The sequence below is a fragment of the Chryseobacterium sp. MHB01 genome (assembly GCF_034651565.1).
In the GTDB taxonomy this organism is placed as follows: domain Bacteria; phylum Bacteroidota; class Bacteroidia; order Flavobacteriales; family Weeksellaceae; genus Chryseobacterium; species Chryseobacterium nepalense.
This window is the reverse complement of record NZ_JAYEDA010000018.1, coordinates 23,599-43,759: the sequence shown is the minus strand read 5'-3', so window position 1 is coordinate 43,759 and position 20,161 is coordinate 23,599. Positions and strand designations below refer to the sequence as shown.

18 protein-coding genes are annotated in these 20,161 nt (G+C 35.8%); 6 read left to right on the top strand and 12 right to left on the bottom strand.

Translation table 11 applies throughout. The annotated features are described in order from the left end of the window. Positions 1-225: 225 nt before the first annotated feature. Both U9K52_RS19615 and U9K52_RS19610 read left to right on the top strand, forming a co-directional pair. Entirely contained in the window at positions 226-903 is a 678-nt protein-coding gene (locus tag U9K52_RS19615) for a DUF4197 family protein (protein WP_312173993.1), read from the top strand. A 40-nt stretch (positions 904-943) separates the two neighbouring features. Then, a complete protein-coding gene (locus U9K52_RS19610) occupies positions 944-1,249 on the top strand; it encodes a DUF493 family protein (protein ID WP_072884052.1) in 306 nt (101 codons plus the stop codon). Between the two features lie 33 nt (positions 1,250-1,282). On the opposite strand, the gene U9K52_RS19605 is transcribed toward U9K52_RS19610, so the two are convergent. The 10 genes from U9K52_RS19605 to U9K52_RS19560 all read right to left on the bottom strand — a co-directional run bounded on the left by U9K52_RS19605 (position 1,283) and on the right by U9K52_RS19560 (position 7,796). Further along, on the bottom strand, positions 1,283-1,633 hold the full coding sequence (locus tag U9K52_RS19605; protein ID WP_322927828.1) for an ArsC/Spx/MgsR family protein: 351 nt from the start codon (positions 1,631-1,633) through the stop codon (positions 1,283-1,285). A gap of 81 nt (positions 1,634-1,714) precedes the next feature. Further along, positions 1,715-2,329: a deoxynucleoside kinase gene (locus tag U9K52_RS19600; RefSeq protein ID WP_248393939.1), complete on the bottom strand. Its 615-nt coding sequence runs from the start codon at positions 2,327-2,329 to the stop codon at positions 1,715-1,717. A 33-nt stretch (positions 2,330-2,362) separates the two neighbouring features. Continuing rightward, positions 2,363-3,334 carry a hypothetical protein gene (locus tag U9K52_RS19595; RefSeq protein ID WP_248393940.1) on the bottom strand — a complete coding sequence of 324 codons (972 nt, stop codon included), beginning with the start codon at positions 3,332-3,334 and terminating at the stop codon, positions 2,363-2,365. Between the two features lie 100 nt (positions 3,335-3,434). Further along, on the bottom strand, positions 3,435-4,457 hold the full coding sequence (locus tag U9K52_RS19590) for a glutaminyl-peptide cyclotransferase (RefSeq protein WP_248393941.1): 1,023 nt from the start codon (positions 4,455-4,457) through the stop codon (positions 3,435-3,437). 96 nt (positions 4,458-4,553) lie between these two features. Further along, the gene (locus U9K52_RS19585) at positions 4,554-4,979 is read right to left on the bottom strand and encodes an SRPBCC domain-containing protein (protein ID WP_322927826.1); all 426 of its coding nucleotides are present in this window, start codon (positions 4,977-4,979) and stop codon (positions 4,554-4,556) included. Positions 4,980-5,145: 166 nt separating this feature from the next. After that, on the bottom strand, positions 5,146-5,820 hold the full coding sequence (locus tag U9K52_RS19580) for a DUF2490 domain-containing protein (protein WP_248393945.1): 675 nt from the start codon (positions 5,818-5,820) through the stop codon (positions 5,146-5,148). A 151-nt stretch (positions 5,821-5,971) separates the two neighbouring features. Further along, complete coding sequence (locus tag U9K52_RS19575) at positions 5,972-6,421, bottom strand: VOC family protein (RefSeq protein WP_322927825.1); 450 nt, start codon at positions 6,419-6,421, stop codon at positions 5,972-5,974. 18 nt (positions 6,422-6,439) lie between these two features. Next, on the bottom strand, positions 6,440-6,811 hold the full coding sequence (locus U9K52_RS19570) for a VOC family protein (protein ID WP_248393949.1): 372 nt from the start codon (positions 6,809-6,811) through the stop codon (positions 6,440-6,442). Between the two features lie 35 nt (positions 6,812-6,846). Next, positions 6,847-7,320, bottom strand: a complete 474-nt coding sequence (locus tag U9K52_RS19565) for a hypothetical protein (RefSeq protein ID WP_322927824.1) — start codon at positions 7,318-7,320, stop codon at positions 6,847-6,849. A 20-nt stretch (positions 7,321-7,340) separates the two neighbouring features. Further along, complete coding sequence (locus tag U9K52_RS19560) at positions 7,341-7,796, bottom strand: DinB family protein (RefSeq protein WP_248393953.1); 456 nt, start codon at positions 7,794-7,796, stop codon at positions 7,341-7,343. A 408-nt stretch (positions 7,797-8,204) separates the two neighbouring features. On the opposite strand from U9K52_RS19560, the gene U9K52_RS19555 reads away from it, so the two are divergent. Further along, positions 8,205-10,001 carry a T9SS type A sorting domain-containing protein gene (locus U9K52_RS19555; RefSeq protein ID WP_322927822.1) on the top strand — a complete coding sequence of 599 codons (1,797 nt, stop codon included), beginning with the start codon at positions 8,205-8,207 and terminating at the stop codon, positions 9,999-10,001. 82 nt (positions 10,002-10,083) lie between these two features. Here the strand turns inward: U9K52_RS19555 and U9K52_RS19550 are convergent, their stop codons facing one another. Next, a complete protein-coding gene (locus U9K52_RS19550; protein ID WP_322927821.1) occupies positions 10,084-15,963 on the bottom strand; it encodes an alpha-2-macroglobulin family protein in 5,880 nt (1,959 codons plus the stop codon). 18 nt (positions 15,964-15,981) lie between these two features. On the opposite strand from U9K52_RS19550, the gene U9K52_RS19545 reads away from it, so the two are divergent. Genes U9K52_RS19545 through U9K52_RS19535 form a run of 3 tightly spaced genes read left to right on the top strand, consistent with a single transcriptional unit; the run spans position 15,982 to position 18,143 of the window. After that, complete coding sequence (locus U9K52_RS19545; RefSeq protein ID WP_263602750.1) at positions 15,982-16,737, top strand: hypothetical protein; 756 nt, start codon at positions 15,982-15,984, stop codon at positions 16,735-16,737. A gap of 3 nt (positions 16,738-16,740) precedes the next feature. Continuing rightward, positions 16,741-17,820, top strand: a complete 1,080-nt coding sequence (gene recF / locus U9K52_RS19540; RefSeq protein WP_263602749.1) for a DNA replication/repair protein RecF — start codon at positions 16,741-16,743, stop codon at positions 17,818-17,820. Positions 17,821-17,846: 26 nt separating this feature from the next. Beyond that, positions 17,847-18,143, top strand: coding sequence for a hypothetical protein (locus U9K52_RS19535; RefSeq protein ID WP_248393959.1), 297 nt, complete (start codon positions 17,847-17,849; stop codon positions 18,141-18,143). Here U9K52_RS19535 and U9K52_RS19530 read toward each other — a convergent pair. After that, entirely contained in the window at positions 18,121-20,151 is a 2,031-nt protein-coding gene (locus U9K52_RS19530) for a hypothetical protein (RefSeq protein ID WP_322927820.1), read from the bottom strand. The genes U9K52_RS19535 and U9K52_RS19530 overlap by 23 nt on opposite strands. Between the last annotated feature and the right edge of the window lie 10 nt (positions 20,152-20,161).

The window sequence follows — 20,161 nt, the reverse complement described above, 5'->3', positions numbered from 1 at the left end:
AAAAGATATTCAAATTTTAGTTTAAAATAGCTATTATACTTAATCACAAGATCTGTTTTTAACAAAAAATATTTATTTTTAATATTTAGTTCAAATCAAAAATATTTTATCCTCATACTAATTTTTTAACATTCTCAGTATTCACTATTATAAAATTTGTTAAAACAATATTTGTAATTAAATTTGGTTTATTATTTGAGAATATATTTATTTTTAATCATTACAATGAAAAAATACATCATCGCTGCTGCCTTTATTATAGGTACTGGAGCTGTCATCAGTACATCAGTGCAGTCTTGCACTACATTGGCAACGTCAGATCTCGGTTTGTCGGTTATTAAAAGATTACTTCTGAACGGAATAGATAAAGGAGTGAACATCTACAGCAACAGAGACGCATTTCTGCAAAATAACATGGTAGACAAGGCTCTTCCTAAACAGCTGCGGGAAATCAATTCTATGCTTGAAAAAGTAGCACCTTCACTAGTAGCTAAAGAGAGAGAATATATTGCAGACGCAGCCGTCTATACCGTAAATATTTCAAAACCTATTCTTGTAAATGCCGTAAACAGTCTTAATGCTCAGGATGTTACAAGAATCATCCAGGGAGAAAAAGGGACAGCCACACTTATCCTGAAGGAAAAGACATCACAACAGCTTATCGCCGCAATTACGCCGAAAGTTGAAGAGCAGCTGAACCAATATGGCATTACAAGAAGCATCAATACAGCTTTATCAGGAAGTAATCTTCTGAATGGCCTGCTTGGAGGAAGTAAAACTACGGTAAATTCCGGCGGACTGAGTCAGATGGCTTCTGAGCAACTGGTGAACGGTCTGTTTAACATTATTGAAGATTACGAGATTCAGAATTCCAGATCGCTTTTAGGCCCACTTGGAAAGTAGAAAAATTTTCGTTATATTTATATATTATTTACAACTGGAGATGGATATTTTACAAGGAAATCAACATGCAAGTCCGGATGATTTTTACAATTCATTAAGGACAAAACTGGAAGATCATCATGATTTTCCGGAAGATTATTTATTCAAATTTATTATTCCGACCGATCAGGCAAAACTTACCGAAATTTACCGGGTTTTTGACGGGATTAAATTTACTTTGGGAAACAGGGAAAGTAAAAACGGAAAATATACAGCCTGCAATATCAATGCATTTGTATTGGATGCCAATCAGGTAGTCACTATTTATAAGGAAGTAGCCAAGATAGAAGGCGTTATTCTACTATAAAATTAAAGTCAGCTCAAAAAGCTGACTTTTTAGTTATTTGTCTATAAAGTATTTTACATTTTCAACAGGCCTACCCAGCATAGCTACAGAACCTTTAATCAAAATAGGTCTCTGAATGAGAGAAGGGTTTTCGGATAAAACCTTTATCCATTCTTCTTCTGAAAGGTTTTTCCCGGCATATTTTTCAAGATACAGCTTTTCATTTTTTCTGATGATATGAAAAACATTTTGATTGAGCTTTTTAAGAACGCTCTTAATTTCCTGCACGGTCAACGGTTCCTCAACAATATTAATGATTTCAAACGGAACCCCATTTTCATCAAGATACTCCAAAACCGCATTGGATTTTGAGCAATTTCCGTTGTGTAAGACTTTCACTAACATTTTTAATGATTTTAAATATATTCTGATTACAACAAATGTAGCAAGAATACTACCAGAACTATCTTAATTTAATAAATCTTTCTAAAACAAGCCATAAAGCTCCGCCTCAATTTTTTCAAGGATAAAACCAAAATCTTCCGGCTTTTCTACGAAATCAAGATCATCTACTTCAATGACAAGCAGTTTTCCTTCCGTATAATTTGAGATCCATTTTTCGTATTTCTGGTTGAGCTTGGATAGATATTCTATGCTGATTGATGCTTCGTACTCCCTTCCTCTTTTATAAATCTTTTTTACCAGATTAGGCACATCAGACTTTAGGTAAATTAAAAGATCGGGCGCAGAAACAAATGATTTCATCAGATTAAATAAAGACGAATAATTATTAAAATCCCTGTCTGAAAGTAAATTCATATCGTTCAGGTTTTCTGCAAAAATATGGGCATCTTCATAAATCGTTCGATCCTGAATGATATTTTTCCCACTTTCCCTTATTTCTTTCACCTGCTGAAAACGGCTACCTAAAAAATAGATCTGCAGCGCAAAACTCCACTTGCTCATGTCTGCATAGAAATCTTCAAGGTATGGATTGTGATCTACATCTTCAAATTGGGCATCCCATCCGTAATGTTTAGAAAGCATGGTGGTTAAAGTAGTTTTGCCTGCTCCGATATTTCCTGTAACTGCAATATGCATATTTTCTCCTTAATATTTTTGATTTTTTACCGACTAATTGCCGCCTGATTCCAGCGTTGAGATATCCTCTATCAACTTTTGCAAAGAGCTTTCGGAAGGATTTTTATCTTCAATTTCCTGAGTTTTTTTCTCCAGCTTTTCTTCCGGGCTTCCGGATTCTGCCGGCTTCTCTTCAGGCTGCTTTACCTCCTGCTCCGGTTCTCTCTGCTTCTCTTCCGGTTCCTGCTGCGGCTGAACCTCTTTTTCGAGGCTGTAAAGATAAAGTTTGTTGGTCTTGATTTCAAAATAAGAAAGGGTATTTTTATCCACAATCCGCGCTTCGGGATCCTGAAAAATTTTAACAATTTCTTTTTCCTGAATGTATTTTAAAATAGCATTATTGGTAATCACTAAAATATTTTCATTTTCCCTTCTGAAACGTTTCCCATTTTCTACCGGTGCTTCAAAGATTTTTTCAAACTTAAAAGTATATACCCGAAAAGCCTGTTTTGTTAATATGTAAATCTTATTCTCGTACACCAGAAGATCCATAAGATCATCGAAACTCGCATCAAAAGGATAAGAATTAATAATGGTTTCGTTTCTGAAATTGTACTGGATGAGCCTTTTGGTACTTTCATCCAACAGCCAGAGCTGCTGAAGGTCTTCCGCATAGGCCATTTTTATAAACCCGAATTTTTGTTTAAAATCCACGCGCTGAATCTCATTCATATTCTGGTCAACAAATTTAAGTTCCTGCGCATTTTCCGAGAAAAGCGGCACACTCAGCGGATTCTGTACGCTCTGAACTTTGAAGGGCACCGTAAGCATCATCTGCCCTATCTGTTTTCCCAGCGAATCATATTTGGTGAGACTGAAATCTTTGTTTTTGTAGATATAGAGGTTTCCGTAATCATCAGCAAGCATATCTTTAGCTTCCTTCAGTTTCAGCGTATCCAAAGGAAGAGATTTCTGCGCTGAAAGAGAGCAGAAAACAAACACCAATATCAAATATAATATTCTCAAATTATTTTACTGAAGTAGCGCTCCAAAGGAACGCTACCAATTTACTATTTATTTTATTTAAAATTTAAAGCTTAATCAGAATTTTAAATATAATCATTACCTATTTAACAGCAACTTCATAAATTTTCGGCCAGTTTTTCCCTGTTACGAGCATATTTTCTCCTTTAAAAGCGATACCATTGAGTACATCATCACTTCCTTTGGTATTTTGTTTTGCAATATCCGTAAAATCAAATGTTCCTACAACTTCTCCATTCTGAGGATTAATTTTTAAAACAATAGGTTTCTGCCAGACATTAGCGTAAATAAATCCGTTGTGAAATTCCAGTTCGTTCAGCTGATCGTATGCTTGTGCGCTTCCTGCTACTGCGATATACTTTACCAGTTTTGAAGGATTGGCAGGATCAAGAAAGTAAAGAAGTTTGCTTCCGTCTGATGCAATAAGATTTTTCCCATCGTAAGTAAGTCCCCAACCTTCACCCAGCACATTAGGATAGGCGAATTCTGATAATAACTTCAGGGAGCTTTTATCGTAAATATATCCTTTCTTACTCTGCCATGTAAGCTGATAGACCTTATCTCCTACAATAGTACTTCCTTCAGAAAAATCTTCCTGCGGCTGTTTTGTTGAAGCAAGTGGTGTTGTGGTTCCCAATGTGTATTTTAATATCTGGGAAGAGCCGTTTTGTCCGTCACTTTCATAGACAGTGTTTCCCTCAACCTGGAAGCCCTGAACAAAATTCTTTGGATCATGAGGATATTCTGCCACGATTTCATAAGACATTTTTTCCTCCGGATTTTTAGCAAAAACATTTATGGTTGCATCCTGGGTAAGCGTTTCACCGCTTTTGGTTTTGATATTAAAGGTAACCGGATTATCGCCCAGTGTAAAAAATTTCGGATCAATTGTCAAACTGGAGGTTTCTTTATCCCCGAAACTAATGGATATACTTTCCGCTTCATCGGTAACTTCATTCGGCAGGATAAGTTTTTCCCCGAAGTGATATCCTTTCTGCTCCATAGAGTTGTTGTAATCTGCCAATGCATCCAGAACTTTTCGATCATCCTTGCAAGCTGACAACAATAAGATTGCCGCAAGACCGGCTATAATATTTTTCTTCATTGATTTCTAAAAATTTTTTCAAAATTAGCAAAATTTATGGCACCCTGCTAATTTACTTATCAGGTTCACCAAATTGTAATATATTAAGCATGAAGATTAACTTTCAAGATACCGTTTCAGGCTTTGTTCTGTGATTTGTGTCCAGCCTTCCGTGAAAGCTTTTTCGGAAAAATTTTCACCGAGATTATGAAAAGCATTAATATTTTCATGAATCAGTCTGATGACAGTCTGTAGCCCCTCTGGATAAAGCTCCCAGGTTACCGTGGTTTTCTGGTCTGAAAATTCGGGATAAAACCAGGTGTGTTTCAGTTTTTTTTCCGGGATAACTTCCAGAATTTCTGCCTGATGATGATATTTTCTTTCGTCTCCCGGTTCATAAAAATTAAAAACGGTTCCTGTTTCAGGGATAAAATCAGGGATATCAAAATACCATATTTTCATTTCATCTATGTCCGTTAATGCTTTCCAAACCTTTTCTGCAGGCGCATTCACTTTCTGTTCTACAATGATCGGATGGCTCATATATTTGTTTATTGATTTTTAATGCAACTTTTCTGACATTGTCATCTTTTCTTCATTCTATTCATTATTAAATGTAATGTTTTTTTCAAAAAGAATGCTAAAAGAATTTCATTAGCCGTAAACAGACAGATGAAGGTTGGTAAAAATTAATTATAAAAACTCCCTGTTAATTCTTTGTGAAAGGAATATTGTTATAAAACCCGATCTGAATTTGCCCGCGATTCCTGTTCTCCTGAATCTGATTCATATATCCCGCTTCAATTCTCATATTTTTATTAATAACATATCCTAATGCTCCGTAAACCCTGTTCCTGTCGAAAACCGGACTGTTGAAATGCAGAAATATTTCGTTGTATGCAGATGCATAAAAAGTTTTCGGGACAAGCTCTTTGTTGTTGATGGGAATATTAAATCCTAAAAAATACCGGAACCTCATCCTGAAATCATCTTCAAGAAACCGTTCTTCCAGACGATAACGGTGCTGAAGGTAAAATCTTCCGAATTTTTGCTTCGTGATATACTGCTGGAAGATGCGGTGCTCAATATTTTCAGTTTTTTCACCGTTCGTATAAGGCTGACTTAGAATAAATCCGTACCCTAATAAAATATTGTTGTTGTTTTCAGTAAGGTCATATCCGATTCCCGTACGGATCAGAAGCTGCTCGAGATCTCCGCCTGCATCGAAATTCCTGTACTGAATTTCATTATGCCAGTTTAATTTTTTGCTGATTTTATTATTTCCAAAATACATATACCATGCGCCGAGATCGCTTTTTTGTGCATGAATTGAAGAAATACCAAACATAAGGAGTCCTGCCGCAAATAATCTTAAAATTTTCATTCTTTATTGTTTATTACTAAAATCTATTAAAATTTGAAGTTTAATATTATTTATCAATAATAAGCAAAATAATCAGTTTATAAAAATGATTTATGTCTGGTTTTAATTTAAAATAAAAAAACCGGCACTTAATGCCGGTATTCTTTACTCTTTACGGATGCTGCTGTGTTTTGGCAGGATCGTCATAATTTACCATCCAGTTGATTCCGAATTTATCGGTAAACATTCCGAAATACGCCCCCCAGAAAGTATCAGACATCGGCATGGTCACTTTTCCGTCTTCAGAAAGTCCGTTGAACAGTTTATCTGCTTCTTGCCTGGATTCTGCATTGATGGAAATCGAAAAATTGTTTCCTTCCTTATGATTTGAAGCCCATTCTCCGGCCGTATCGCTTCCCATAAGTATCGTCTCCCGGGAAATCGGAAGGCTGATATGCATAATTTTATTTTTATCTTCTTCAGGAGTTTCCTTACCTTCCATTGGAGGCATCTCGCCAAAAGTTCCTACATAGGGAAACTCTCCCCCGAAAACAGATTTATAAAAGTCGAAAGCCTGCATGCAGTTTCCGTTGAATGTTAAATAAACATTTACTGTAGCCATAATAATATATTTTTTAGTTTATCTGTGCTGATCGATGAGGATCATGTTTCCGTCGGGATCTTTCAGGTAAATATGTTCCGGTCCGGAGGTATTTTCATCGGCCTCTTTTTCCAGCACCACACCTTTTTCCTTTAGTTGTTTCTGAATATCGCGGACATCATCAAAACGATCAATATTTTGGGCATTCTGATCCCATCCCGGATTAAACGTAAGCATGTTACCATCAAACATCGCCTGAAAAAGACCGATGATGTGGTCTCCGTTTTTCATAATAAGATAATTATGATCCATATTTCCGCCCATCTGGCTGAATCCTAACTTTTCGTAAAAATCTTTAGACTTCTGAAGATCTTTTACACTTAAACTGATTGAAAAAGCTCCTAATTTCATATTTTGTTTTTAAGGATTATCTTATTTAAGTTAAATTACTGACTGTTCTGTATGCGGGTTTTAAAATCCAGAGTCCCGTCATAGCTTTTCCAGTCACCGGTAAGCTCTATATATTGTTGTTCAACTTTTTCGCTGTTTTTATTCCACCGAAACGTGTATACAAATTTTCCTCTGAACATCCCGGAATGCTTTCCTTTGTATTCTTCGGCAAGTTCATATTCGCCATATACAGTTCCTTTTTTACTGGAGTCTCTGTATTTTTTGATTTTAAATTTACCTTCAAATTTGGTATAATTCTTATCCACCATCGTATAACCCGAAACAAAATATTCCTGATCATTTTTCCGGTCCTGTTCGGAGATATTAATTTTAAGTTTGATCTGCTGATCTTTGCTGCCGATTGTTCCTGTGTAAGTTTTACCATTATTTAACCAGACATTGGAGATATCAGGCATTTGTGAGAACAGAACATTTGAAATGAGAACGAGAAATAGTAATATTTTTTTCATGTGTTTTATTTTAATTTAAATTATACTCCGAATTGCGCCAGGTGATGATTCAGATGTTTGGCAAACATATTATTCCATTCCCGGGCCTTCAGTTTACCGAATGAGAAGGATTCTTTACCGTCGAAAGCTGTTTCTCCCAGCTGCTGTGTTTTCTGGATAAAACCGATGAGTCTTTTCTTTTCCTCTTCGAAATTTTTCCTGTCGGCAATGATAAACTGAGGAGCTGTAGGGCTGTTTTTGGGATATCCTTTTTCACCTACAACTTTGGATTTCACGAATGTTTTTAAAATAAATTTCGCAATAGATCCCGGCTTTCTGTGTTTTTCCGGTTCGTAGACCATTTCATAAGAAACATTACAATGAGCCAGCATCTGGTCTACCGACATTTTACCCCATAACGGCTGTGTTTCAGGAGTAAGCGTGTTGATCCTGTCAATGTAATTCTGAACAACTTTTACATCAAAAATGTTTTCCATAGTTTAGTAATGTTAAAAAACAAATATATTAGTTTTTTTCTGATCAGTTTTCATGAAATATTAAAATGCATGCAACAAATTACTTATCCAAAATAAAACTATAATATGTTTTAAAAGATTAATTTTTTTCATTTCATCATAAATATTAGAAAAAATTTAATTTAAATTAATTTTAAATCTATAAAACCCTAGTAATATTATTTTGTCACAAAATGTTGAATAAAATATCAATTAATTTTCATATTTTCATCCACAATTAATATCAAAATATTATTCAATCATTGTGTTTTGATTATTATTCAGCCTTTCCATTGACTCTACTGTAATTTCATGGTAAAATTATAATGAATCAGACCGAAGGATAATCCCTTTTTAAATGTAAACGCCATATAGGCTAATAACTATGATATGAAAATTTATACATTCTTACTTTTTACGCTGTTTTCCAGTCAGTTTTTTTCTCAAAATAATTTTGAATATGCAAGAACCTGGGGGACCTATTTTGGAGCAACCGGCGGTCAGATCGCAGGGGTATATATTAACAAAGGAATTCTGTTCGATTCTCAAAGGAATATGCATTTAAGAGGCAATATATGGAATTCTTCCAATTATGGACCTGCATATTTCAATCAGTTTTTAGTAGGCAGTGGAAATTCATATATCACTCAGCCGGGCATACATCTTTTTGAAACCCAAATTACACCTTCGGGAATGCTCTCGTATTATGGATATCCCAATAATCAGTTTTCAACACTTTTAGAAAAAATCGATCACCAGGACAACCGATATTATATTTCATACGCTGTTTCTCCGACCATTCAGCCAACAGCAGGAGTATATTTAAGTACCGATCCGCAACCTTCTTCACCTGCCAAAATTATCCTGGCAAAATATTCCCCTTCCGGAACACTTCTCTGGGCGAGCTATCTGCCTTCAACTCAAATGAATATTAATATTGAAATTGACGAGGCGGATAATCTGTATATTTACAGTACAACCACCTTAAGCACCAACTTATCTACACCGGGTGTATTGCAGGAAGACTATGATTTTATACCTACTCCCAACGGACAATTTGCTGCAAATGGTTATTTGCTGAAACTCTCTCCCAACGGACAAAGAATATGGGGAACCTACATGCCTTCCGGCATGGCACCGGCTATGAAGTATTACAATGGTTCTCTCTATATGATTTCCGGATCAAACACCAATCCTGCACTGAATACAATGGCTACTGCGGGAGCATTTCAGACTTCTCCTGCATCAAGCTCTATTACAAAAATGAATGCGATAAACGGAACAAGGCAATGGGGAACATATTACGGACCTGCCCCATCTACAGGTTTGGGCATTCTTGTAGATCTGGATGTCAATGAAACAGGAGTTTATATTGCCGGAACAGATTATAATTATGACGGCACGAGCTTCTTTGGAACCCCATCAAGCTACAAGCAGTATGTGACCGGAGGCTCGGATATCTTTCTCTCCAAATTTTCTTTGTCCGGAGATCGGGAATGGAGTACTTATTTCGGATCTTCAGCGGAAGATATGAATGAATTCGATAAGGTGATTGCGGTAAACGGAAATGACATCTATATTACTGGAAATACATATGGCATAGGGAATAATATTGCAACGCCGGGAGCTTACCAGGAAACACCCGAAATAAATGCCGCCAATTACTATAACTTTTATTTTGCAAAATTCAATTCTTCAGGAAATCTGGTATGGAGCTCTTATTATGGAGGGTCTACCATTCTTGCACAAATGATTGTACCTATTAATGTAGCTTTTAATAATAATACCCTCTATCTGTACGGAAGCACAAATTCGAACAATGGTTACAGCATGGAAGGCTCATGGATGCAGCTGCCTAATCCGGCCAACACCAATGATCTTACCTGCTTTATTGCAAGATTCGACAACAAAAATCTGTCAACATCTGAAAATGAAGTTTCATCAGATCTCGTTTTATTCAACAATCCTAATAATGGTAATTTCACACTCCGCGGAAAAGTTCTTGCAAAAACAGATTGCATCATGAAAATTTATGATATGTCCGGAAGAATGATCATCACAAGAAAATTGAACAATGAAAATTCTCAATATTTTGAAATGCAAAACTTACTTAAAAAAGGAAATTATATTATTGAAATTTCTGCTCATCAAAAATCATTAAAAACATTTAAGATGACTGTCAGCTAACTTTTCATATAGACTTTAAAAATAATAAAACTCCGCATATCTTTTGATTTGCGGAGTTTTTATGTCACGGTCTAAAGCTTACTTATTCCGAAATATTGACGTTGCTTCCTTTTGTATGCGCATTCATCTGCGGGGCATAATAATTCTGGATCGTGGTAATTCCGTTTGAGAATTTTCCGGAAGCGTTCGCTACATAATCATATTCAAATACATATTTTCCTTTCGGCATATACTGAATATAGAAATTCGTGGAAGCATCTTTTGTGGATTGATAATAGCCTAAATTATTTTTCCACTGGTATCCGGATAGTACATCCAAAGGTTCAAAACCAGCTGCCCGCATGTCTTTGATATGAATAAATTCCATGGCACGGTCTGTATTTAAAATCATTCTTACCGTAACTTTATCTCCTACTTTCAACGGAGTTTCCGGTGTTATTTTCTGTAATTCTTCACCGTTGACTGTTTTGATTTTTCTGTACAATTCTTTTGTTACCGACAGATAATTTTCTGAAGATTTTATTTTGTCCAGATCTTCATAATATTGCCAGAATAAACCTCCCTGAACGATTCCCGGTCCCGGCTTGGTAATGGTAACCTCAGCAAGATTTTTATTGAGAACATCCGTTTTTATTGTAGATTTCACATAACCGGTTGCCTGGGTTTCCGGCTTCAGTTCTTTTCCATCCCAAATAATGGTTGCTTTATCACTTTCAGCAGAAGTCCATGATTTTCCTGAATTTAGGATCGTGAAAATTACTTCCGAAGTTGCTCTCGAGCTTCCCCATGAATTCACTTCTTTCTGTGTGATCAGCCAGATTTTCAAATCTTCAATAAATTTCTGATCGTTCGGCTTTAATGTATTAAATGCTTCCAACGCTCCGGCATGATTCACAACTTTGGAACTGAACCAACCCCAGTTGTCAAGATTCTGTTTCCAGTAAACGCCCTGAGCTTTTGAGTCTACGGAAGTTTCTTTTAAATAATTCATCAGTTTATCCGAAACATCTTTCAAACCGAAATCATTCATCAGTAAAGCAGTACGATGCAATCCGAAAAATGTGAAATCCGTGATTTTTGCTGTTTTTGCTTTTTGTTTTACCAGTGATTTTATTGTCTCGCTTTTTCCTGTTAAAGGATATTGTTTTTCCCAGTAATTCCGGGTATCAAGATACTCCAGCGTCCAGTTATTCAGGATATTTTCTTTATTTGATTTAAGCGAAGCCGAAGTATCATATTTTGCAACTTCATTATCTACATACTGAATGAGTTTTTTAACCAAATCATTTTGTTCGGAACTTTGATAATCACTTACATGATCTTTCAGCCATATATTAATTTTTCCTAAGTTTTTCAGGATATACAATGATGTGGAAAAGGAACTCGGATATCCCTGATACCAGGAGAATCCGCCATCAGGATTCTGCAGTTTTCTGAGATCATCCCAATCCTGATTAATTGAATTTTTCATTGAATTTACATCAAACAACACTGCCAGTTTAGCCATTTGCTCTTCTTCATTTTTACTTTCCAAAACCCACGGCGTTTCTTCCAGTAACAATTGTTTTAATTCCTGGTTTTTCTCCAGATTGGAGTTTAATAATCCTTTATTCTGATATTCTTCAAAAACAGTTTTCATCTTCGGATTAGCCCTGAAAATTTCTGAAGCCAGAACATCCGCAAACCATTTATTGAAGATCACATCGGCAGAATTATTCTGGTCATTTTTAAGGCTTGGAAGCGCAAACATGATTTCCCAGATCGGATTGGTCGTCAGTTCCAGCGTATTGGAAACATTGGAAATTGATGTTGAAGTTGAATTTTTAAGATTTTCCAATGTAAATGTTTTGGTTTCACCTTCTTTCACGAAAATCGGAACCGCATCTGTCACCAGCATTCTGTTGGGTAAAACTGCCACCGCTTTTTGTTCGCCATCGGAAAACTGACCGGCTTTGGCAACTACTTTCAAAATGATCGAAGAAACATTCTCCGGAACTTTTATGTTCCATGTTAACGCTGAATTTTCGTTTTCACTTAAATCAAAATTCTTGGCACTTGAATGTAATCCGAATTGAGATGAAATATCTTCATTAGTGATAGCATCCAGGATTTGTAAGCTTGCCGAACCGTTTAATTTTTTATTCGTTAAATTCGACAGTTTTGATTGTAAATTTAATTCGTCACCTTCCCTTAAAAATCGTGGATAATTGGGTGTTACCGAAAATTCTTTTTGGGTTATGACTTCTTTTTCCAAAGTTGCCGCCTTTGCATCTTTTGTGTGAGCCAGGAACATTAACTTCCATTTCGTCAACGCTTCCGGAGAACTAAACTCGAAGCTTACGTTTCCTTCGGAATCTGTTTTCAGATCAGGATAAAAGAAAGCAGTTTCATTAAGATTCTGGCGGACAGGGATATTTTCCAAGGGTTTGTCGTCTTTATCAAGAACTCCGTCATAATCAACATCGTCAGCAACAACTTCTGAAGCTGTTGCAGCTACTTTGCTGTAGCCCATTACAACCACCTCTTCAATATTTTTATTTGAAATACTATCTGCCATTGGTGCCGGATTGGCAGCGCTACGAATTGTAAGTCCAGATAAATTACCCTGCAGTGATCTAAAAAAGCTCCTATCAAACCAATTAAAAGTAGGAACACTCACTTGTTTTTTCGCCATATATTCTAATCTTTTCTGATAGTATTGCTGATTAAGATATTTTCTGATGTCATAAGAAGTAACAATGGAAACCGGCGTATATAAACTGTACCAGTTGAATCTATGGATCACAAATTTATCCAGAGACATATCGTACATATTGGCTAAAACCTCGGCATTGAATTTCTCTTTTTCATTTCCAGATACTTTTACTGACCATTTTTCTTTTGAGTTCGGCTGAATTTTATCTCTGAAAGTAACGGTTTCAATTCTTAAAGGCTGCTCAGCATCTTTTATGGCAAGATTGACAGATTCTGTCTGAACGTCATTAAATGCCACTACCTGAAACTGCACATTCAACGTCTGAATATTTTTATCTTTCGGAATGCCTGCTGCATATTCTATCATTCCGTTTTTAAATTGCCGAACTTCAGAAACTGTTTTTCCAGAACCGTCCTGAACGAAAATATTCAGCCAGGCTTCAGGTACTGAAGAATAAACAGTAAAAACCGCTTTTTCGCCTCTTAGAAACTCTTTAGGCTGTAGAACCGTAAGGAAGGTTTTTTGATTCGGCTTTAAAGATTTTTTATCCCAGACACTGAAATTCTGAGTCGTTTTTATCGTGTCTTTACCTTCGATATTGTATAATTCGAGCTGATAATCTCCCGCTTCTAGTTTTCCAAGATCAAGCGATTCTTCATTTCTTTTTACATCATTAAGAATAACAGAAGCTGTTTTCCAGTTTTTCTTTTCATCATTTTTATCATAAAGATCATGAGGAAATTTGCTGATGAACTCTGCTTTTGAGTATTTCGGCATATCCTGAACTTCAGATGTAAAATTGTCCCTGAAAATCCTGTCCGGCGCCTGCAGCTTTGATAATTTTACCTGATACGATTTTTTAAGGTTCTGTTCATTATAATTTTTGGTTTCAACTTTCAGCTTTATATTTTCATCAGAGAATACATCTTTAATTTCCTCAGCCTGTATATAATGGGAAACTGACGCAACTTTCAACTGTGTATCCGCACTCTGTGTTTCCCCGTTGATATCCGTAACGGAAGCATTGATTTCATAGTTATCAATCTGGATACCTTCTACATTTTCATCTTTTTTAAGATCAAGCTTAATGATAAATTCTCCTTTTTCATTGGTTTTTGCTTCTCCCAAAACAGAATTTTCATTATCATCATCCTGCGGATACCAGGAAAAATACCTCCAGCGGATATTGTGTTTTTTAATTTCGTACTGTACCATTGTATTGCTTAAAGCAACTCCGGAAAACATCATGGTTTTCCCTTTCAGCTCAATGGTTTGTCCGTATTTGTATTCGTCTTTTACGGGATCAAAGGTTACTTCAAACTTCGGTCGTTTATATTCTTCAACGCTGAAATCTTTATACCCTTCATTGGTATCGGTCTTTAAATAGAAAACTCCGTTTAATTTACCTTTCGGCAACATAAAACTTCCGTGATAAGAACCGAATTCATTGGTAGTGAATGTCTGCGACGAAACTTCCTGACCGTTTGCATCGTTTAATGTTATTTTTTGCTGTAGCCCTGAAGTAACGGACTCTTTCTCTTTATCAAGACTGGTATTAATCACTTTAAAATAAACTGTTTGACCGGGTCTGTAGATGGCCCTGTCCATAAAAATCTGGGCCTTGGTGGGTTTCGTTTCATTGTTTCGATCTACAACGGATGCTCGGTTTCCATACACATCCATCATCTGAAAATTATTTGTTTTCGATTCTGAGATGAGGAAAGTTTTGTAATAATCTTTATTGATTGTTGTTGGAAATGTAAAAACACCTTTACCGTCGGTTTTACCTTGTATCGTATTGACGTTTTTATTTGAAACAAATTCATAAAACGTAAGACTCTCATTAGCAACAGGCTGTCCGTTTTCGCTGTTAACCAATTTTAATTCATTCTCCAACTGATTTCTGTCGGTCTTTGACTGGTAAATAACTCTGTTGTCTGAGACCAGAAAATAAAAATCTTTTTCAGCTTCGGCATCTTTGGCGCTGATCCCGTCAACAGTGTATTCCGCAAGATAAATTCCGGACGGAAGAGACTTTATTTCCAGAGATGTTTTGTGATTTTGGTAATCTTTTGGATCATTCAGCTGATATGCCTCTTTTCTAATAAGATTCTTTTTAACACTGCTGAACGTATTGGCATAAGGATTTTTGGCATATTTTAGAAATGAGGTCAGATCCTCTTTCACCTCATAAATGTTGATGGAAAAAGAACTCACATTTTTATATTCTGCTACAAAGTGAATCGGTTTATTGCTTTGAGTCTGCTGTTCGTATTTTATATTCAAAAACGGATTTAAAATCTGATTTTCTATATTTTTTATATTACCGATGAAAGGAGATTTCGGATATTGTTTTTTGGCCTGAGCGGCTATTTCCAGCGCTTCTTTTTGCTTTTTATCAGAAATCAGCTGATTCATGATATCCTCCATGATCAGGACTTTATAATCGCCATCTGCATCGGATTTCAGAAGATTACGAAGCTGCACCAACCTGTCTTTGCACTGATTGAAATTACAGTTTTGCTGCAATTTTTGGTGCATAAAATACAGTTTGGAATTGCCTGTATTCTGAGTGATTAATTCATCAAAGTTTGTATTAATTTTAATGCGGTTTTCTTCGAGTTCATTTTTAGTAAAAAAATCATTGTTGGCAAAAAAAATATTTTCCTGGATAAGATACCAGTCCCATAATGTTGGAAAATAAGTAATATAATCGCCATTTGAAAATGTGTTTTCAAACTTTTTCAAAGCAATTTTTTTCATTTTTTCTTTTTGCAGATCAAGCGTCTGATAGCTTTTATTTAAATAATTTTTAAAATCAAGCCTGCTCCAGGTTTCTATTTGTGACAGATCCTGCGAATTGATATTGGTACGCTGTCTTATTTCCCAGGAATGCTCATTATAATAATCAAGGAAAAAACTATTCAGTAAAACCTCAAATAGTACTTTGTCATCACTTTTCAGCTGTTTTTCTACATCCGTAAGTTTTTTGAAAAACTGACTTGCCGTATTGTTTTTTTCATCATCCTGAATTCGGTTAATTATGATAAATTCCGCCTTTAAAGACTGAATTAGCTGTACGATATCATAGTCTTTCATCGCTTGTTTTTGTATTTCTGAAATGATGGGAAGATTTGATTTATAAGCTCCTTTCTGAGAATTTGCAGCTACTTTTTTCCATTGCTCATCATAATATTTCTGAGCAAAAACCACCGAAAAATTCAGCAGGAGCAGCAAAAGCATAAAAATCTTGGAAAATCTTTTCATATATGTTATTTTTGATAAATGAATTTCTTAAAAATACTGAAAAAATCCGTTATAGACAGCCAATTGTATGTTTCTTTAATGGGGACCCTTTTTGCAGTATTCTTCATGGAGGAGCAAAACACATTCCGTTATCCTACTGTTTTCCTGATTTTTATCACCTATTTCAGCGGATATCTTTACACCAAGTACCAGAAAACAAAACATTTCTTTAAAATACTGATTCTGAATATTGTCGCCGGGATGATTTGCGCTCTTTTAATTATTTATAATCATAATGAAATACGCCTGATAAAATGGGGCATCATTGTTTTTCTGGGACTCCTCTACAATAGTTTTTTTCTTGATCTTTACATCCGGAAAATCCCGTTGCTGAAAGTATTTTATGTCGGTCTGGTCTGGGCGCTGGTGAACTGCTGGCTTACCTTGCCGGAATTTAATATTCCTATATTCATGATCAGTTTTTTTTTCATCACCGCATTGGTACTTCCGTTTGATATCCGTGATATGAAAGTGGACACAGTAAAGACTTTTCCTGCACTTATCGGTGTTCAGAATACCAAATACATTGCTTATATCTTAGTATTTCTAAGCATGATGCTTGCTTCACAATATCTTACTTTCAATTATTCGGTTTCTTTTTTTCTTTCGGGTATTATTACGTATATTTTTATTTATTTCTCTGAGAACGAAAGAGATGATGTCTATTTTTCTTTCGGAGTGGAAACGTGCTCTGCACTTCCTTTTTTATTTTCAGTAATAATGAAGTATTTTTGAAGAATGATTATCAAGAAACTTTCGCTGTATAATTTTAAGAACCATTCTGAAAAAAGATTTGAGTTTTCACCGCAGATCAACTGTTTTGTGGGAAATAACGGTGTAGGAAAAACCAATATCCTGGATGCGCTCCACTATCTTTCAGTAGGAAAAAGTTTCCTGGGAAACACTGATCTCAATAATATCAGGCATGAGGAAGATTTTTTCACAATTGATGCAGAAATTATGAATGAAGACAGTGAAGATGTCATTAAAATTTCTCAGCCGAAAGAAGCCAAGAAGATCATCAAAAAGAATGACAAAAGCTATGACCGGCTCGCGGATCATATCGGCTATCTGCCCAGCGTTATGATTTCCCCCTACGACTCCAACCTGATTTCAGATTCCGGAGAAAGCAGAAGGAAGTTTCTGGATTCTATGATTTCACAGACCGATTCCGAATATCTGTTTGATCTCATCCAATATCAGAAAGCCATTCAGCAAAGAAATGCACTATTAAAATATTTTGCTAAAAACAGAATCTGGGACAAAGATTCCCTGGAAATCTATGATGATCCCATTACCAGAACCGGAACCAAGATTTTCATAAAACGCAGGGATTTTGTTGAAAAGCTGAATCCTATCGTTCAGAGTTTTTATCAGATTATTTCCGGGGGCATGGAACATGTTTCGGTAATTTATGAATCCCATCTTTTGGAAAACTCTTTCGAAGACCTGTTAAAAGAAAGCCTGGAGCGTGACAGAATGCTTACCTATACTTCAAAAGGCATTCATAAAGATGATCTTTTGTTTGAAATGGACTCTGTTTTAATTAAAAAAATCGGTTCACAAGGACAGCAAAAATCTTTCCTTATTTCCTTAAAGCTTGCACAGATGAGCCTTGTAAAAGAACTTACCAAAAAAACGCCGATTCTGCTGCTGGATGATATTTTTGATAAACTTGATGACAACAGGGTTTCTCAGCTGATTGAGCTGGTAAATCAGGAGAATTTCGGGCAGATTTTTATTACAGATACCCATCGGGAACGTACAGAAAATGTGGTTAAAAAAATTAATGAGGAAAGTATCATTTTCGAATTATAATCCGTTTGATGTAACAGAATTTTATCATGAAGAAAAATAAAAAACGGGAATACCAGTCATCCGACCTTGTGAAATCTTTCGCAAGGATCTATGGTTTTGAAGATAAACTGATTGCCTTTGAGATCAAGGATTTCTTAGAGGAATATCTTGATGAAAGCCTTTTCCGGGAAATTAAAAGTGTAAATATTGAAGACAAAACCGTGATTATCAAAATCCATTCACCGCTATTGAAAAACGATTTTCAGATGCGTAAAAGTTTTTATCTGAAGAAATTCCAGGATAAGTTTGGTGCTGAGAAATTTAATGATCTTCAGATTTCGTAGTAATCCTGCTGTTCATAAGATCATCCGTTCTTTTATCAAGTCCGGAGCGCAGCGGGATAAAAAACCTCAACGGATTTTTCAGAAAATATCTGAAAATCCCTTTATAGATTTCACTTACCTGTCCGAAATTAAGCTTTCTTGATCGGAATGCCAGAAACATAGATAAACTAAAGCTGACCGCAAAATTGAAAAACCCGATCAGGAAAACGGTAAATAGTGAGATGCAGAATGTATAAGAATCTATAGTGAAATCTTTTCCGTAAAGACCCAGGGCAAAATTTCCTGCTGCAAAAGTAATATGCCTGATATCCAGGTCAAGACCTAAAAACAATCCTACCGGAGCCGTCGCTCCGAGAAATACCCCGAACCAGAAATTCGATACAATACCCGGCCAGTTTTTAGCATAATATTTTGATAAGCCTTTTGCAAAGTTCTTTCCGAATAATCTTCTGATGGAAAGGTTTTTTGATATTCTCTCCGGTATCTGATAAAACACGGAATTGTTGCCGATATTTCCAGATATAATGCCCGAAATAAAAAGGTAAAATCCTGCAATACATGCATGCAGTACCGCTTTGGATTTAAAAGGATCAAGATCTTTGAGGAGTTTATCAGACCTTTCAACGGCAAGATTCTGTGAGAAAAAAACGTCGAGGCCATAGATAATAATCAATGCGACAGGGAAAGATAAAAGAACATTTCCTACAAAAGCAATAAACTGGCTGCGGAACAGCTTTGAGACCAGGTGGGCAAATTCTTTGCTGTCTGTTTTTATATTCCCTTCTTCAGACAGAACTTTCGTCATGGTGGCGGCCGTCATCGCAGGCTGTTTTGTTGCCAGCGTAAAGCCCATCAGGTAAATCATCACAAAGCCCATTGCATAGTTCATGGAATACAGGAATGCGTGTGAAAAATCACTTCCCGGAACATAGCCGTACAGCATTTTCAAAACACAAAGCGCTCCTACAATAATTCCGCCGCCGCTGGCTTTATAGAACATCGTCATATATTCTTTGCGTGTGGATGTAATATAGTGTGCTCCCGTTTCAGCCGTATGATTGGTAATAAGATGCGAAATCAGCCTTGTGCTGTCATTAATAAGCTCTGAAATATTATTCCTGTGTGATTTATAACTTAAAATATTAAATACCAATTGCTTTGAATTGATTAAAATATCTTTTTCATCATCAATTACCAACAGCTGTACCGTTTCATAAATTCTCTGAACCTGCTGGCGGATTTTCAGCAGAGACTGGTTGATTTTCCCGGAAATTCCGTATTTAGATGAATTTTTAAATGAAATATTTACAAATTCGAGACATTGTTCGATGTAAATTTTTATCTGCTTATAGCGGCTGTCTTTAGAATGCAGCTGCAGTTCCGGATCTTTCTCAAATTCTGCAGCAAGCTCCTCAAGCTCATTCTGTAAAGCAAGAAAAGGATTATCAAAATTACGATATTGAGGCGCCATCCTTACTACCTCAACTTCCATTGCCGAGCCGGTAACACGCCACGAAAGTATGTTCATTGAGAAAAGCAACTCTTTTTTTACTTGTGGCTTTATGATAAAATCCGATAATCCTAAAATTTTAAAGAATTCATCAATCTCATTCTCCGGCAGATTCTGAAGAAATTCAATATCTTTTTTCGGTGTAAAACTTACATTGTCGATCATGTACCAGATCGTCTGTTCATTGACGACGGGGGGCAGAATCTTATTAAGAATTCTTTTCTTAAGTTCAGGAACGAAAGCATTTTCAGAGAGAATATTCGCTTCTGTTAAAGACAGATTAAAGGTTTTATCCCTGAAAATATTATGAATATACTTTTTAAAATTTTCTGCGACTGGCGGATTGCTTCTCAGGAAATTAATCACATCTGTAAAATCCGCACTTTTAGCACTTTCCATAAATTCTGAAAAGGGTTCAAGAGAAGCTGTCTCATTCTTAAAGGAAAAATATTTTTTAAGAACAGACTCGAAATTGTTACCGGATTTAAAGAGTTTCATTAGTACAAAG

Bases quoted from the DNA above. Each gene is read 5' to 3' on its own strand.
- U9K52_RS19545 (WP_263602750.1), top strand. From the start codon at position 15,982: ATGAATTTCTTAAAAATACTGAAAAAATCCGTTATAGACAGCCAATTG.
- U9K52_RS19600 (WP_248393939.1), bottom strand. From the start codon at position 2,329: ATGCATATTGCAGTTACAGGAAATATCGGAGCAGGCAAAACTACTTTA.
- U9K52_RS19575 (WP_322927825.1), bottom strand. From the start codon at position 6,421: ATGGCTACAGTAAATGTTTATTTAACATTCAACGGAAACTGCATGCAG.
- U9K52_RS19550 (WP_322927821.1), bottom strand. From the start codon at position 15,963: ATGAAAAGATTTTCCAAGATTTTTATGCTTTTGCTGCTCCTGCTGAAT.
- U9K52_RS19580 (WP_248393945.1), bottom strand. From the start codon at position 5,820: ATGAAAATTTTAAGATTATTTGCGGCAGGACTCCTTATGTTTGGTATT.
- U9K52_RS19560 (WP_248393953.1), bottom strand. From the start codon at position 7,796: ATGGAAAACATTTTTGATGTAAAAGTTGTTCAGAATTACATTGACAGG.
- U9K52_RS19535 (WP_248393959.1), top strand. From the start codon at position 17,847: ATGAAGAAAAATAAAAAACGGGAATACCAGTCATCCGACCTTGTGAAA.
- U9K52_RS19585 (WP_322927826.1), bottom strand. From the start codon at position 4,979: ATGAGCCATCCGATCATTGTAGAACAGAAAGTGAATGCGCCTGCAGAA.
- U9K52_RS19610 (WP_072884052.1), top strand. From the start codon at position 944: ATGGATATTTTACAAGGAAATCAACATGCAAGTCCGGATGATTTTTAC.
- U9K52_RS19565 (WP_322927824.1), bottom strand. From the start codon at position 7,320: ATGAAAAAAATATTACTATTTCTCGTTCTCATTTCAAATGTTCTGTTC.
- U9K52_RS19555 (WP_322927822.1), top strand. From the start codon at position 8,205: ATGAAAATTTATACATTCTTACTTTTTACGCTGTTTTCCAGTCAGTTT.
- U9K52_RS19615 (WP_312173993.1), top strand. From the start codon at position 226: ATGAAAAAATACATCATCGCTGCTGCCTTTATTATAGGTACTGGAGCT.
- U9K52_RS19530 (WP_322927820.1), bottom strand. From the start codon at position 20,151: ATGAAACTCTTTAAATCCGGTAACAATTTCGAGTCTGTTCTTAAAAAA.
- U9K52_RS19570 (WP_248393949.1), bottom strand. From the start codon at position 6,811: ATGAAATTAGGAGCTTTTTCAATCAGTTTAAGTGTAAAAGATCTTCAG.
- recF (WP_263602749.1), top strand. From the start codon at position 16,741: ATGATTATCAAGAAACTTTCGCTGTATAATTTTAAGAACCATTCTGAA.
- U9K52_RS19605 (WP_322927828.1), bottom strand. From the start codon at position 1,633: ATGTTAGTGAAAGTCTTACACAACGGAAATTGCTCAAAATCCAATGCG.
- U9K52_RS19590 (WP_248393941.1), bottom strand. From the start codon at position 4,457: ATGAAGAAAAATATTATAGCCGGTCTTGCGGCAATCTTATTGTTGTCA.